Genomic DNA, 13,472 nt, shown 5'->3' with positions numbered 1-13,472 from the left:
GCCTCTATTTTATACTTATTGTTGAACTAACCTGCTTCGTTAGTTTAAAAAGAAAAAGCTACCCTCCTTACAGGCAGCCACTTGTTTAACTAAAGCATCAGTTAGCTTAAGTACATTTCTTCACAATATTTTCGTTAAGTTCACAAAGACTTATCGCATTCGCTTAGTTCCTTAGTTACTCACTTCCCATTTGAATTTTCCATTATTTTGCTTAAGTTGTTGTTTCACCAATTCTAATTCATAGAAACTTAAGTTTGTTTTTTCTACAATCTCTTCGTTTGATTTACCTTCATTTAAAAGTGCTCTTGCTTTCTCGTATCTTGATACCTCAAACTCAAAATAACCATGATATAGTTTGAGCTGCTCTCTTATGTCCTTTAATTCCACATAGCTTGTTGGTATCAATCGAACAAGTTCTTCATCCGTTTTTCCTAATTGAATCAGGCTTCTTGCGATTCGATACCTTTCATTTACAGTTCCTGTACCATAACCCAGACTATACCCGTCATCCCAAGCGGTATCATAGCATTCTTTACAATGAAGGCATTTGTCTTGGTCTTTCTTAACAAAACCTGTAAGAATGATTACAGAAATTAATGCTATAAGAAAAAATGTTTGTTTCATAAAGCCACACCTTTTTATCTTAGTATGACCTGTTAGTTCACTAAAGAGTCTTAAGTGTAACATTTCACAATGGTTCGCTGAAATGTACCTGATGATTTGGACATAAAAATAGAAATAGACCATCGAAATGATGGTCTTGTTAACTAAAGCACCCGTTAGTTGAATAAGAAGAGTGGAACAAATGCTTATTAAAGCTTGCAACAAATCCAACTATTCAACCAATGACTTATTTAGGACGTCATAAACTTCAATCAGTATACAGAATTCGGAAAATATATGTTATTAAACTAAATATACATCCTGAAAAGAAAATTATAACGACCCATCTAAATCGTTTTCCCCATTTTTTTGCTAATTCAATAGTCAGTTCTTGGTCTTTGTCAATCTTTTTAAATTCCTTTGTAAAACTTAATAATTGTACTAATGCTCCTAGGTAACAAATTATTGATATTAATTCTAAAGCTTTGACCAATACCATTGAAACTCCACCTTATTTATCTATTGTTGCACTAAAACCGTTCTAATGTCATTGTAATGTCTTTTACCCACCAAATAAACTGGGAATTAAAGGGGTTTCTCAGAATAGGACTGTTCTTCTTGAAGTAAACTGCTGCGTTAGTTTAAGTGTAACATTTCACAATGGATCGCCGTAATCTACTTGATGTTTTGGACGTAAAAATAGACCATCGAAATGATGGTCTTGTTTAACTAAGCACCCGTTAGTTGAGTAAGGCAATGACGTTTATTAATCAAATTAAATTGCACCCAATTGTTGAGGATATTAAAGTGAAATTTTGAAAACTTTACCTTTTCTTGCAAATAACTGATTATCACTACTACTTGTATATTCTCCTATTTCTGTTCCTAGGCGGCTGTACAACGTGAATACCTTTTGATGACTTGATTTTACATAAATTGTTTTGAAATTTTTAGATTTATAATAAGGCATAATAATATCCCTAAACCATACTTGACCATTCCCTCTACCTTCTTGTGATATATGAAAATAGTTAAATATCAATACATCATTATTATTTTCACTTATAGGTATAGGTTCTTTGAAAAAGGTTTTATAGTCGATGTTTCCTCTATTAACTAGAGCAATCCCTAAATATTTTTCATCCTTCATCATTAGATGGAAATCCATATTCATATCTTTATTATTTCTAATATTCTCAATTAAGTTGCAACAATGATATACTTCATTATAATCATCCCACTCATTTTCTGCTTTAAACAACAAATTTTGTATTATTGGTGTAAGATAGTTGCTGTTAAATTCGGATGTTACTCCAAAACTAATACCATTTATATTATGAATAATCTCCAAATAATCTCCCCTTAGTAAATAAAGTTTTAAAGTATGTCTCATTATTTTACCATCTTACAGTTATTAAACAATCTTGCTCGATTGTTTAGAACAAGTTAAACAACACTATTAAACTAACCTGCACCGTTAGTTTAAGTGTAACATTTCACAATGGTTTGCCAAAATCTACTTTATGTTTTGGACGTAAAAATAGACCATCGAAATGATGGTCTTGTGTTTAACTAAAGCACGTTTAATCATTAAGATCCAAAATTCTTTCCGAATGCACTTCTAAATCTTCGCTATTTAAATTGGTGACTTTAATTTTATAAGTACCCGGACTAATTGAACCATATAGATTGCCGTCAGATTTACTTTTACCCTTTGAACCTTCCAAGACATTATAAATTCCTGTATCTATAAACGAACCACTACTATCCAATTTTAAAAGACGATATTCAACTATTGCTTTTGTCCGTTTTGATTCTGAAGTTGTACTTTGTTTAATATTATCCAATTTCAACTCATCAACATATTTTGTTATTACAAATTCCTCAGTACTTGCAGAAGTTGCAATATTATTCAATTGCCAGATTATATTATTGTCTTCCGCTTCATTCTTTGCAGCTATTGAATTTGATAGTCCTATATATAGTGAAAAAAGAATAAGTATTGACGAATAAATCATTATCCCAATATATTTTTTCATATTCCCACCCCCATTCAAAAGTTTTTAATTAATCACTATTTCTATATAACCCCAAAAAACTCCTTCTTGTTCAACTAACCTGCACCTTTAATTTAAGTGTAACATTTCACAATGGATCACCGAAATCTACAAAATGTTTTGGCCGTAAAAATAGACCATCAAAATGATGGTCTTGTTTAACTAAAGCACCCGTTAGCTTAAAAAGAAATGCTTATTTAGACAACAGATGTAATAACAATGTTCTTGTTTGTTCAAAGTTTTTATATTCCCGAAAGAAATCGTTATAGGTTTCAATTTTGTCTTCAAAAAACTTATATTGTTTAAAGAAATCAAAGAAAGACTTCCGCAACATCTCAATTTGACCTTGTGGGATTTTATTTGTTTTGCCTGCTAAAACATAACTTAAAGTTCCAGCTATATTCATACAGTAAGTATCAAAATCACCCGTTAGATTATCTTCTTCATCAGATAAACTTAAAAAATTTTTTCGAAAATCTTCTTGTATTTTATCTGTATCCCTGTATGGAAATGGCTTATCTAATTCGTTTTTAATTTCATTTATTTGTTTTAAAATATTGTCCATATTTTCACCCTTTGAAGTATGTCATTTACCTATTTTATCACGCTTCCTTATTCAACTAACCTGCTTCGTTAGTTCAATAAGAAAAATGGCTTCACTTCTTCTTGAAGTAAATCACTCGTTACTTTAATAAGTTAAAAAGATTATACTAATGCTAATTTTCAATTATATACTTTGCCCAATGACCAATTTCATTATCGTTAGGTTCAATCAAAAGTTCATCAGTTGAGGTTGCTTTATCAGGATTATTTACATCGTTTAGATTTTCCCATACAGACTCACATTCACAACAACAAAGAATTAGCTTGTTTGAAACTGCCTCTTTTTGTATTTCAACCCAACCTTGATTACAGATTACACACCATCTAACTTTGTTTTTATAGTAATTGTTTATCATAACGCACCTACATTAGATTTTTTTATTTGATATTAAAAATACCTTCTTTAACTAACCTGCGGCGTTAGTTTAAGTACATTCTTTCACAATCTTTATAGTGATAGTAACATAAGTTTCCATTGAAGTTACACATTATTCAGGTTCAAATCAACCGAAAACAACCGATTTTCAATCGTTTTTGCGTTAATCCTTCTTATAACAACCCCACCGTAGTCTAATAACCTCATTATTCTATATAACTAAAAACCTTATGAAGAAGTCCTTTATTAAATTTTAATACCAACCACCACAAAAATTTTAACTCCAATAAACCATTTCCAATTTCATTAAAGTATTGCAAATAATAAATCATTTTGAATAACACCATCTATACTGAGCACATTAAACTCTAGGAGGTGACGATACCATGGTAAAAAAAACTAAACCAAACTTTAAGAAGAAAGAACCTAATTCAAGAAACAACAATCATGAAGAATTTGCGGAAGATCAAGATTTGAATCAAACTAAACGGAAAAACGCACAACAAAATAACCAACAGAATCGATAATGAAACTATAATATGATTTAAATAGCACAATTTCATCTAATCAATAATTTAAAAGGTCATAAATAGAATTGTATTCACTAAGTGCTATATTAAAAAAAAAGCTCAGACGAATCAAATTTTTGGGTATTATCCCAATTCGATTTATCTGAGCGTTTTGTTTTTACTTCTATTATTACAATGAGGTAGCAGAGGAGACGTTGTTGAATATTATTCATCTCTTCAATGATCCCCCAGTGAATGAGTACTCCTTAAAATACACACATTCCTGGTGTTAGGTTATTGGTTCATTTTCTGCGATTCAAGTATTTTTCTTGATTCCACCAAATACTGCGGAGCGTCCAAAGGGTCTCCTGGGATAATCTCAATGATGCAAAGCCGGCTGTGGCATTCTTTTTCTGCTTGTTTCATGGCCTGCTCTAACTCTTCTACGGTTTTAACTGTAGCTGTATAGGCGTCCCCTCCAAATGCCATTGGCAGTTTGGTATAATCCCATTTGGGAATGACGTTGTATTTCTGGTTCAGGGTGTTTACGTTTAGATACTTTTCAACAATATATTGTCCATTGTTTAAAATAAAGATGATTGGCTTACAATTGTGTTCCAACATAGAACTGATTTCCTGTGCGGTTAACTGGAGGGAACCGTCTCCTGTAAATAGTAGAACCCTCCGTTCTGGTGCGGCGACACAGACGCCAAAAGCTGCTGGGGTTGCGTATCCGATAGATTGCCAGCCGCCCTGTGTGACATACGTTACATTTTTGCGCAGCCTGACCTGTGAAAACCCGTGCTGCAAGGTGCCAGTTTCCACAACAATCACATCATTGTCTTTGATAAACTGTTGAAACATTGGATAATAGTTTGCTGCCAACAACGCGTCGTTAGTCTGTCCCTGTGTCTGGCTATAGGAAAATGTGGCTTGGTTGACCTGGCTGCTTTGTTTGGCATTCAACTGAATAAGCGAATTTATCATATCAACTGCCAGTATATTCTGGTACATCGCTTCCCCGATTATTACGGTGTTCGGCTGAATTTGAATTGTCTTCGTAAAATCCACTTTAGCTGTAAAGTTTGCCGTATTTGTGTCAGCCCAAACCAATCCTACCGCAATTACGCATTGTGCATTTTCTACTGTATTTCGTACAGTTTCCTCACCACAGCTGCCTACGTAAACGCCGATATAATTGGGATGTGTTTCATCAAACGCCCCTTTTCCGTAAACAGTAGACGCAACAGGGATATTCATTGTTTCAACCAATTGTTGCACTGGCTTCTCAAGATGAAACCGCATGACCTTTACATCTGCCAACAAGACTGTATTATTACTTTGATCTAGAAGTTGTTTGGCATGTGCTACCGCCTGCTGTAAAGATGTTTGGCTAGTAACTGCGGCAGACAATTCCACTGTGCTGACGGCAATTTCCTTAGATAACAAATCATTCGCAATCATTATATATACTGGTTTCTTTTTTGTTTGTGCGATGTTTAAGGCTTTCGGGATTTCATCCGATGCGTTTTCCAGTGTAATGGCGGTTGTATAGGCGGAAATTGGTTCGTATACCTTTTGAAAGGTCCTGAAATTTCCATCCATCAGAGAGTGGTGCATAAACTTATGTTCTTTTTGGTCAGGAGAGGGTGGCGCTCCCACGATATGCACAACAGGAACATTTTCGCTGTTTGATCCAGCAATAGCGTTACAGGCACTGAGTTCGCCAACTCCGAACGTAGTAACTAGTGCGGCAATTCCTTTCAAACGCGCATATGCATCAGCGGAATAACCGGCATTTAATTCATTCCTATTGCCTATAAAGGTAATCTCTGGATGTTTTTCGAATTCATCCAAAATGGTAAAATTGTAATCTCCAGCTACGCCAAAAACCTCTTTAATCCCAGCCTGGCTTAGACAACGGCATAAAAAATTGCCTAATGTTATTTTTTCCAATGTGTAAAACTCCTCTCGAATGTTTCATTGATTAAAATTCCCAACTCATAACTTTTTATGTATTCAGGCGAATAGCGGCATCAATTTAGTCTTAACGGAGATGTTTGTAAAATAATGAGATAAGCCGTTTAACATATTAGACATGGTCCAAAATGTTAAACGGCTTATTGTTATTGAAATTATTTAATTTTAGTTTAGATAAAACAAACATCTACATTAATGACATGATTTTTTCTAACTCAGACCACTGTTTCATACGAGGTAGATCTACATGTTGATTATACGACTGGTCCATAATATAAACTTTCGTCGCAATTTCAATTAGAGTTTCAAGTACTGCTGGTTTATCGTCAAAATAGAAATCTAATTCTAGCTCTTTAATAGTTGCAATTTTTTCATCGTCTTGCATGCCACAGTAAAAATGATCATCTTGCACAGGGAAGCCTTGTGCTTTCATCCACTCGCGCGTTTGCATACAATATTTTATGGGACGTGATGTTATATAAAATATTTCATGTCCGTCTTTTACTAATTGCTGTAACGTTTCAATTGCTCCTTCAAATGCTGGGCAATCTGTAAAATATATTTCTTCCATTAAGCTAACCCACATTGCATTACCAGCTTCTTTTTCAAGTCCGAATGCTTCATGGATTTCGACAGTATTAATACTTTGAAACACGTCTAAGCCAATATTTTGATTTAGTTTTTTATTGTATAAATGAAAGGCATGTTCTCTTAAATTAATTAATGTGTCATCAATATCAAAACCAAATTTCACGTAAATTCTCCTACTCCTTAAGCCAATACGACAAATTGGGACGCAAAAGACTGTTCTTTCTCAATTTGAATCGCTTGAATCTTTTCTACTTCTTTTTTTCTTTTAGTTGCACAATCCAATAAATCAATTTGCGATACATAATTTTTATCAATAAGAGTTGCTAGAAAGTCTGCATCTTTTAATGCGCTATTTAATCCGAAAGCCCCTGTTGGTGTCATGGTATGTACTGCATCACCTATTAATATTACACCATCTTTTCCCCAGCTTTCACTCGAAGAACTGTACACATCTAATAAGACAAAATCCTGCCAAGATTTAATATGCTGGTGGACGGTTTCTTCAAGCTGTGGAAATGCTTCAACTAATTGTTCAATAAACGGAGTAAAAGGTTGCTTACGTAACTTAGGATAGGAACCTTCTTCAATATTCCAACCAATTTGTATGAAACCTTTCGCTTGGGTAAATAGAGATAATTGTTTATCCCCTATAAGTGCCATTTTAATCGATGGAGCCCAATCTTTAGGTGCAGGTATTCTAGCCCAAAGTAAATCAAATCCATGCTTTCGAATTGTCACATCAATATCTGCTTTTTTTCGAACAGTTGAATATCTACCATCTGCACCGATGATTAGATTGCTTTCGATCACAACTTCTTCTCCATCTCTTACTGCTTTGACACCACAAAAGTTTCCTGAGTTATCTTTTAGCAACTCTACTACTTTCGTATTCATCATACAACTAAAAGTAGGGTATTCCTGTGCTGCCTGCAACAACACTGTTAACAGATGCGTTTGTGGCACATGGATGCCGAGATGTCCGACTTTTGGATCGGGTAAAATCGTTTTAAATGGGGTTCCTTCGTGCCAATATTCTAGCTGTTCCATACGAAGTAATCCTAACTTTTCAATTTCTTCAAAAAGACCGTGTTTTTTTAAAATTGCTTCGCCTTCTTCGTTTAAATGTTCCCCGCGAAATGCTTTTCCTACTTCTTGTTGCCGTTCTAGTAGCATAACGGAAACATTTTTCTTAGCAAGTAAATATGCAAATAGTACACCTCCTGGCCCGGCCCCTACGATGCATACATCTACTTTATTATTCACTTTTTATCACCTTGCTTTGGATATGCTGTAATCCGAATATCTTCACCAAACTTCTCGATTTCTTCAAATGATACCCGCATTGCAGCATCCATTGTTTCTACATCATCACCAGTAAACGGTGTTAATGATTTTCCTCCACCTAATACCTTAGGTGCTATATAAATGAAGTATTTATCAATTAATCCTGCTCTTAAAAACGAGGCATTTACTGCTCCTCCACCTTCAACGAGCACATCAGTAATCCCACGTTTATATAACTTTACAAGCATTTCTTGTAAATTCAATCCATTGCCTTCACGTGACACATAAATAAAAGAAACACCTTTTTCTTCATACAGCCTTACAAGTTCTGAATCTGCATCAATAGTTGTGACAATAATTGTATCTGCCTCGTCGGTTTGTATTACATTTGATTCTAGTGGTGTACGTAAATGGCTATCTAAAATAATGCGAGTCGGGTTTTTCCCTCCACCTTCAGGTAATCTAGTCGTTAGGGATGGGTTATCCGCTAATACTGTCCCCACACCTACTAAAATAGCATCTACTTCATTACGAAGTAGATGAACATCTGCACGTGCAGCTTCACCTGTTATCCATTTTGAATGACCAGAATGAGTCGCAAGCTTACCATCTAGTGTCATTGCAAATTTTGAAATGACAAAAGGGCGCTCTGTGATCATGTTATGAACAAAGCGTTCGTTGAGTCTTTTTGCCTCTTTTTCTAACACACCAACATCTACTGCAATGCCAGCGTCAAGTAGCATCTTAATACCTCTTCCAGCCACTTCAGGATTTGGGTCCTGCATTGCTACAACAACACGAGATACTTCTGATTCTTTCACAAGCTTCGCACATGGTGGTGTTTTGCCGTAATGAGAGCATGGCTCTAAAGTAACGTACAAGGTCGCTCCTTTCGCATGCTCTCCTGCCATATTAAAAGCGTGTACTTCTGCGTGAGGCTCACCTGCTTTACGATGTAGCCCTGTTCCAACAATTACCCCATCTTTTACTATGACAGCCCCAACGATTGGATTCGGATTTGTTTTACCTTTTGCACTTGCAGCTAAATCAAGGGCAAGGCGCATATAATCTTGATCATTCTTCATCGCCATGCACTCCTTAAACGTTTATTGTCGGTTTTTCTTCTTGAATATGTCCTGACTTTTGCACTTTTGTTTCTAAATAGAAACGATTTGTATCTGTTAATCCACCCCAAAGTGGTACATGGTGATCTGCTAATAACCCATGAGCCTTTAGTGCAGAAAGCTTTTTCGGATTGTTTGTAATTAGTGTAACTGGTTTATCTCTTAATGCTTCTAACACACGAATCGCATCCTCGTATGAACGTGTATCATCTTCAAAGCCAAGTGCATGATTCGCTTCCACAGTGTCATACCCATCCTCTTGGAGTAGGTACGCTAATGATTTAGAAAATAAACCGATGCCTCGTCCTTCGTGGTCTGCTAAGTAAAAAATTGCTCCACAGCCATGATTCGCAATCATTTTCATCGATTCATGCAACTGATAGCCACAATCGCAACGCTGACTACCAAAAATATCACCTGTATGACAAATACTATGAAAACGAATGAGTGCATCATCTTCGTGTGCAAAGTCACCAAAGACTAATACCGATGATTGCTGTCCAAAAGCTAAATCTGATTTTGCAAGCAAGTCAACAACCTCTTCTTTAGAAAGCGAAGCATTGACTTTTAACCATGAATACCAGTTAAATGTTGCGGTAAAATCACCTTGTTTAATTGGCAATTTTACAGGGCCAACTAAACATAATTTCTCCTTATCAGTTATTTCAATTAATTTCATTTTATCTTGTAAAATATCCATTGTTTCTTTTAATATAGTCATCTAATTCTCACCAATCTTATAGTTTAAACAGATATTCATTCTACCACGAATCATCTGTCTTCTATTTGTCTATTAAATCATTTTCTGAAACCTTCACTTACATAACGTAACCAAGTATATAATTACAAGCACTCAGAGTCAAATGATATACACTTACTGCAAATAGCATACTAGAATCATTTATTTTATGCAAAAAGTTAAGATAATAATTGGACAAAAGCCGCAATGATTCTTTCATTTTAATGCACTTCACTTCAATTCGATCTTATCACATTAACTGACTAAGCTTTAAAACTACAAATTAAGTCTCCATGCTTTATTTGGATAATAAAAAAAGTATTGTCTCTAAAAGCAAAAAGTAGAGGAGGAACTTAAAATTCCTTCACTCTACTCTAGTTTTCATTCTTAGAAAATTATTGAAAAGGCAAATTTTTTCTTACTTATGTACATCATTGGATTTTTCTATTGTAAAAGAATTACTCGTTATTAATTCAGATCCTTCTTCATGTAATAATGCTTATGCTCTCTGCCGACATTATCCAAGCATCCATATACTTCATAACCATGTTTTTGATAAAATTCTAACGCCTGAAAACTCAGTGTATCGAGCTTAATGAAGTCACACTGACTATCTCGTGCAATTTGTTCGGCTTCTAATAATAGTTTTGTTCCAAGTCCGGATTTTCGTAAATTCTCATCGACCATTAATATTTGAATCTCTAGCCAATTCCAGCATACTTCCCCTATTATTCCACCACGTACAGTATTATTTTCGTCTCTTATAAACAGAGTTATCTCTTTATATCTGCCTTTTAACTCTTCGGGAAAATGCTTCAAATTGTATTGATATAACTCATTATTAATATATCTATTACCTTCTTTATCTGCCTCTTTTGTGATGTGAAAATTCATTATTTAATTCTCCTCTGTCATTAATTCATTTCTTCCATTGTAGTATGTAGTTACAAGTTTAGCTGCACTTTGATCAGCAATTATTGGATACTCGTAATCTAGTTCTACTGCAATTTGTTGGGCAACTTTTCTATAAAGATCCATCGTGTGAAATAAAGCTTCCCATACACTTTCTTCATTATACTTTCCATAAATCCCCTTGAATTCTTGAACTACCTTTTTATCTGCCCATTCTTCAAAAAATCTTACATCATGCCAACTTTGCTGATTTGTACTATTCTTCATCTTTGATTGCAACTTCACAAATTTTATCAACAGTCGCTTCAAATATTCATCACAGTTAGACTTTGCAACTAATAACTCTCCGCGGCGTAATTTCTTAGCCACATAAACTGCATGGAACCAAAAATCATTTACATCGTTTTTAAATTCACTAAACTTAGGTACTTCTTTGTTTTTTATCACGTAGGAAGTATTATGAAAGATTTCAGTAATGGAATCTTTATCAAGTAATACCTTTACTCCACGTGCAATTACACTTTGCACTTCTTCACTATTTAAAAAAGTTTTAGCTACTTCTAATTTCAAGAAATTAAAGTCTACGCTACTTGCTCCATCAAACATAACGCGTCTTTCTATTAAATTTCCAACTGGAGTTCCTTCTAAAAATGATATTTGAGGATTTCCAAAATTACAAATCCACTCTTCATCTCTCAACCATTTTTCAACATCTGAAGATACAATTACTAAGTCCATATCTGACCATTCATCTGCAGGTTTATCACTCCGAGCCATTGATCCAACGACAAAAATGGCGCGAATATCATCTTCACTTTCTCCCCATAGTATCACTTTATTCATTATTTCCTTATAATCGCTCATATGATTTCCCCTTTGCTCTTCATTGTTCAATGTTTAACCCTTCTACCCAATCTACAAAAAATAGCTGTTCAAATTTTACGCTTCTTTCTATTCTTTTAGACGCAGAAGCGTCTTTCCATATCAAAAATTACGTGAAAACTCTTTTCAGCTCTTGTAAATCATCAATAACTAGTTCTGCCTGAGAAAGTTCAGCTTCTTGCGAAAAATCAAATCTACATCCAATTGAAGTTAATCCATTCTTTTTAGCTGCGTTAATATCTGATAACCTATCCCCTATTACTGCACCTTCTCGAATCTCATACTTCTTCAGTATAGTAGAAACTAAATCGGCTTTGTCATCCGTTTGTACTTGCTGAATGCTAAATGTTTCAGTAACCCACTGATCCAACTCATAATAGTCTACAATCGCTTTTAAATACTCAATTTGACCATTACTTGCAATATAGATGGAGTAGCTATTACTTTTAAGATAGCTGAATACTTCCACCACATGAGGATATAAGGCTCCTTTTCCTTCTTTAATATTTGCTATTAATTGATCATGAAAAAACTCGTTTGCCAATTCATGAACTTCCTTCGAATAATTTGGTAATAAGTTTTCCCACACTACAGGTAATGGAACTCCCATAATCTCACGATACTTCTCTATTGGGGTTTCTTTATCCCATAGTTTTGATTCTCTCAAATAGTTAAAAGTATTTTCAAGTGATATTTCTAAGATCTTGTCCGTTTGAAATAACGTACCATCCATATCAAAAATTAATGATAATTTCATTTTTTTCTCCTTTATTCTTATGTACTACACTCTAATACGTTTATAGAAGAAAATGGTTGCAAATAAAAATCCGAAAAGAAAGATTTCCACTTTCAATTCGGACTTTTTAAAGGTTACGCTACTTAAATCCCAGCTGTATTCATTAACACTATTCGCCAACCATCTGGATCTTCAATTGTGATACCCGACTTTTCCCAATACGAATTTTCAGGGGTTACTATATTGTACCCCATTCCTTCTAACCTATTTTTTATCACTAAAATCTCTTCAATATTCGGCATATAAAAAACTAGCAAATTGTCTTTAGACGGAGCTGGACAAGGACTGCCTTGATCATGCTGAGTAAACTCTAAATGATAGTCTGCATTTGGTAGACCAATCATTACACCATCGTAGCCTTCATGCCCAGTAAAAGAGCCAATTCTCTTTAAACCAAGTCCTTCACAATAAAATTTTGTTATTTCCTTAATCTGATCTGTAGGACGTGCCACTCGAATTTGTGCTACTTGCATATTTGTAGGCCATGTATATTGCATAGAACCAATCCCCCTTTTTTGTTAATTTTATCATTTAAAATTAAGGGACTAACTCATACATTTGAATGAATTGTTGTTTTTAGACTTTGTTATTTTCCAAATGCAAATATCAAATCTGTTTCACAAACTAACTTTCCATCAACGGTAGCGATACCTTTTCCTTTTCCAATAGGTCCTTTTAGACGTGTAATCTCTACTTCCATTCGAAGTTGATCTTCTGGTTTAACTTGCTGTTTAAACCGACAATTATCTATGCCAGCTAAAAGTCCCAGTCTCCCCTTGTTTCCATCTGTAGTAAGCATTATTATTCCACTTAGTTGAGCTAGTGCCTCTACAATTAATACACCTGGCATTACAGGATAATTTGGAAAATGCCCATTAAAAAATTGTTCATTCACTGTCACATTTTTTATTCCAACAGCTCGTTTTCCTTCCTCTAATTCTAGTATTCTATCCACTAAAAGAAATGGATAACGATGTTTAATAATTGATTGAATTTGTTGAGTGTTTAACATTCTT

General features: G+C 34.4%; 16 protein-coding genes. 1 reads left to right on the top strand and 15 read right to left on the bottom strand.

Going from position 1 to position 13,472, the window contains the following annotated elements; translation table 11 throughout:
- Positions 1-171 precede the first annotated feature (171 nt).
- The 5 genes from ACFVR1_RS11900 to ACFVR1_RS11880 all read right to left on the bottom strand — a co-directional run bounded on the left by ACFVR1_RS11900 (position 172) and on the right by ACFVR1_RS11880 (position 3,619).
- A complete protein-coding gene (locus ACFVR1_RS11900) occupies positions 172-624 on the bottom strand; it encodes a hypothetical protein (RefSeq protein ID WP_387584249.1) in 453 nt (150 codons plus the stop codon).
- Positions 625-1,405: 781 nt separating this feature from the next.
- Complete coding sequence (locus tag ACFVR1_RS11895) at positions 1,406-1,954, bottom strand: hypothetical protein (RefSeq protein ID WP_387584248.1); 549 nt, start codon at positions 1,952-1,954, stop codon at positions 1,406-1,408.
- A gap of 232 nt (positions 1,955-2,186) precedes the next feature.
- The gene (locus ACFVR1_RS11890) at positions 2,187-2,642 is read right to left on the bottom strand and encodes a hypothetical protein (protein ID WP_387584247.1); all 456 of its coding nucleotides are present in this window, start codon (positions 2,640-2,642) and stop codon (positions 2,187-2,189) included.
- A 211-nt stretch (positions 2,643-2,853) separates the two neighbouring features.
- Positions 2,854-3,225, bottom strand: coding sequence for a YxiJ family protein (locus ACFVR1_RS11885; protein ID WP_387584246.1), 372 nt, complete (start codon positions 3,223-3,225; stop codon positions 2,854-2,856).
- A gap of 151 nt (positions 3,226-3,376) precedes the next feature.
- Positions 3,377-3,619, bottom strand: coding sequence for a hypothetical protein (locus tag ACFVR1_RS11880; RefSeq protein ID WP_387584245.1), 243 nt, complete (start codon positions 3,617-3,619; stop codon positions 3,377-3,379).
- Between the two features lie 406 nt (positions 3,620-4,025).
- On the opposite strand from ACFVR1_RS11880, the gene ACFVR1_RS11875 reads away from it, so the two are divergent.
- A complete protein-coding gene (locus ACFVR1_RS11875) occupies positions 4,026-4,166 on the top strand; it encodes a hypothetical protein (protein ID WP_387584243.1) in 141 nt (46 codons plus the stop codon).
- A gap of 276 nt (positions 4,167-4,442) precedes the next feature.
- Here ACFVR1_RS11875 and ACFVR1_RS11870 read toward each other — a convergent pair whose 3' ends face one another.
- From ACFVR1_RS11870 to fabZ, 10 genes are all read right to left on the bottom strand, one after another.
- A complete protein-coding gene (locus ACFVR1_RS11870) occupies positions 4,443-6,104 on the bottom strand; it encodes an alpha-keto acid decarboxylase family protein (protein WP_387584241.1) in 1,662 nt (553 codons plus the stop codon).
- Between the two features lie 211 nt (positions 6,105-6,315).
- Positions 6,316-6,882 carry a 5' nucleotidase, NT5C type gene (locus tag ACFVR1_RS11865; protein WP_387584239.1) on the bottom strand — a complete coding sequence of 189 codons (567 nt, stop codon included), beginning with the start codon at positions 6,880-6,882 and terminating at the stop codon, positions 6,316-6,318.
- A 17-nt stretch (positions 6,883-6,899) separates the two neighbouring features.
- Positions 6,900-7,982, bottom strand: coding sequence for an FAD-dependent monooxygenase (locus tag ACFVR1_RS11860; RefSeq protein WP_387584238.1), 1,083 nt, complete (start codon positions 7,980-7,982; stop codon positions 6,900-6,902).
- Positions 7,979-9,088: a bifunctional diaminohydroxyphosphoribosylaminopyrimidine deaminase/5-amino-6-(5-phosphoribosylamino)uracil reductase RibD gene (ribD, locus tag ACFVR1_RS11855; protein ID WP_387584236.1), complete on the bottom strand. Its 1,110-nt coding sequence runs from the start codon at positions 9,086-9,088 to the stop codon at positions 7,979-7,981. Before ribD ends, ACFVR1_RS11860 begins: the two co-directional genes overlap by 4 nt.
- Before the next feature lie 13 nt (positions 9,089-9,101).
- Positions 9,102-9,848: a GTP cyclohydrolase II gene (locus tag ACFVR1_RS11850; protein WP_387584234.1), complete on the bottom strand. Its 747-nt coding sequence runs from the start codon at positions 9,846-9,848 to the stop codon at positions 9,102-9,104.
- Positions 9,849-10,334: 486 nt separating this feature from the next.
- Positions 10,335-10,760, bottom strand: coding sequence for a GNAT family N-acetyltransferase (locus ACFVR1_RS11845; RefSeq protein WP_387584232.1), 426 nt, complete (start codon positions 10,758-10,760; stop codon positions 10,335-10,337).
- A 3-nt stretch (positions 10,761-10,763) separates the two neighbouring features.
- Positions 10,764-11,642, bottom strand: a complete 879-nt coding sequence (locus tag ACFVR1_RS11840; protein WP_387584230.1) for an aminoglycoside 6-adenylyltransferase — start codon at positions 11,640-11,642, stop codon at positions 10,764-10,766.
- 127 nt (positions 11,643-11,769) lie between these two features.
- Positions 11,770-12,417, bottom strand: a complete 648-nt coding sequence (locus ACFVR1_RS11835) for an HAD hydrolase-like protein (protein ID WP_387584228.1) — start codon at positions 12,415-12,417, stop codon at positions 11,770-11,772.
- 122 nt (positions 12,418-12,539) lie between these two features.
- Positions 12,540-12,953 carry a VOC family protein gene (locus ACFVR1_RS11830; protein ID WP_387584227.1) on the bottom strand — a complete coding sequence of 138 codons (414 nt, stop codon included), beginning with the start codon at positions 12,951-12,953 and terminating at the stop codon, positions 12,540-12,542.
- Positions 12,954-13,042: 89 nt separating this feature from the next.
- Positions 13,043-13,468: a 3-hydroxyacyl-ACP dehydratase FabZ gene (gene fabZ / locus ACFVR1_RS11825; protein WP_387584226.1), complete on the bottom strand. Its 426-nt coding sequence runs from the start codon at positions 13,466-13,468 to the stop codon at positions 13,043-13,045.
- Positions 13,469-13,472 lie beyond the last annotated feature (4 nt).

It is taken from the genome of Psychrobacillus sp. NPDC058041, from assembly GCF_042885655.1.
GTDB lineage: Bacteria > Bacillota > Bacilli > Bacillales_A > Planococcaceae > Psychrobacillus.
The sequence above is the reverse complement of the archived record's forward strand: the minus strand, read 5'-3'. Positions and strand labels throughout refer to the sequence as shown.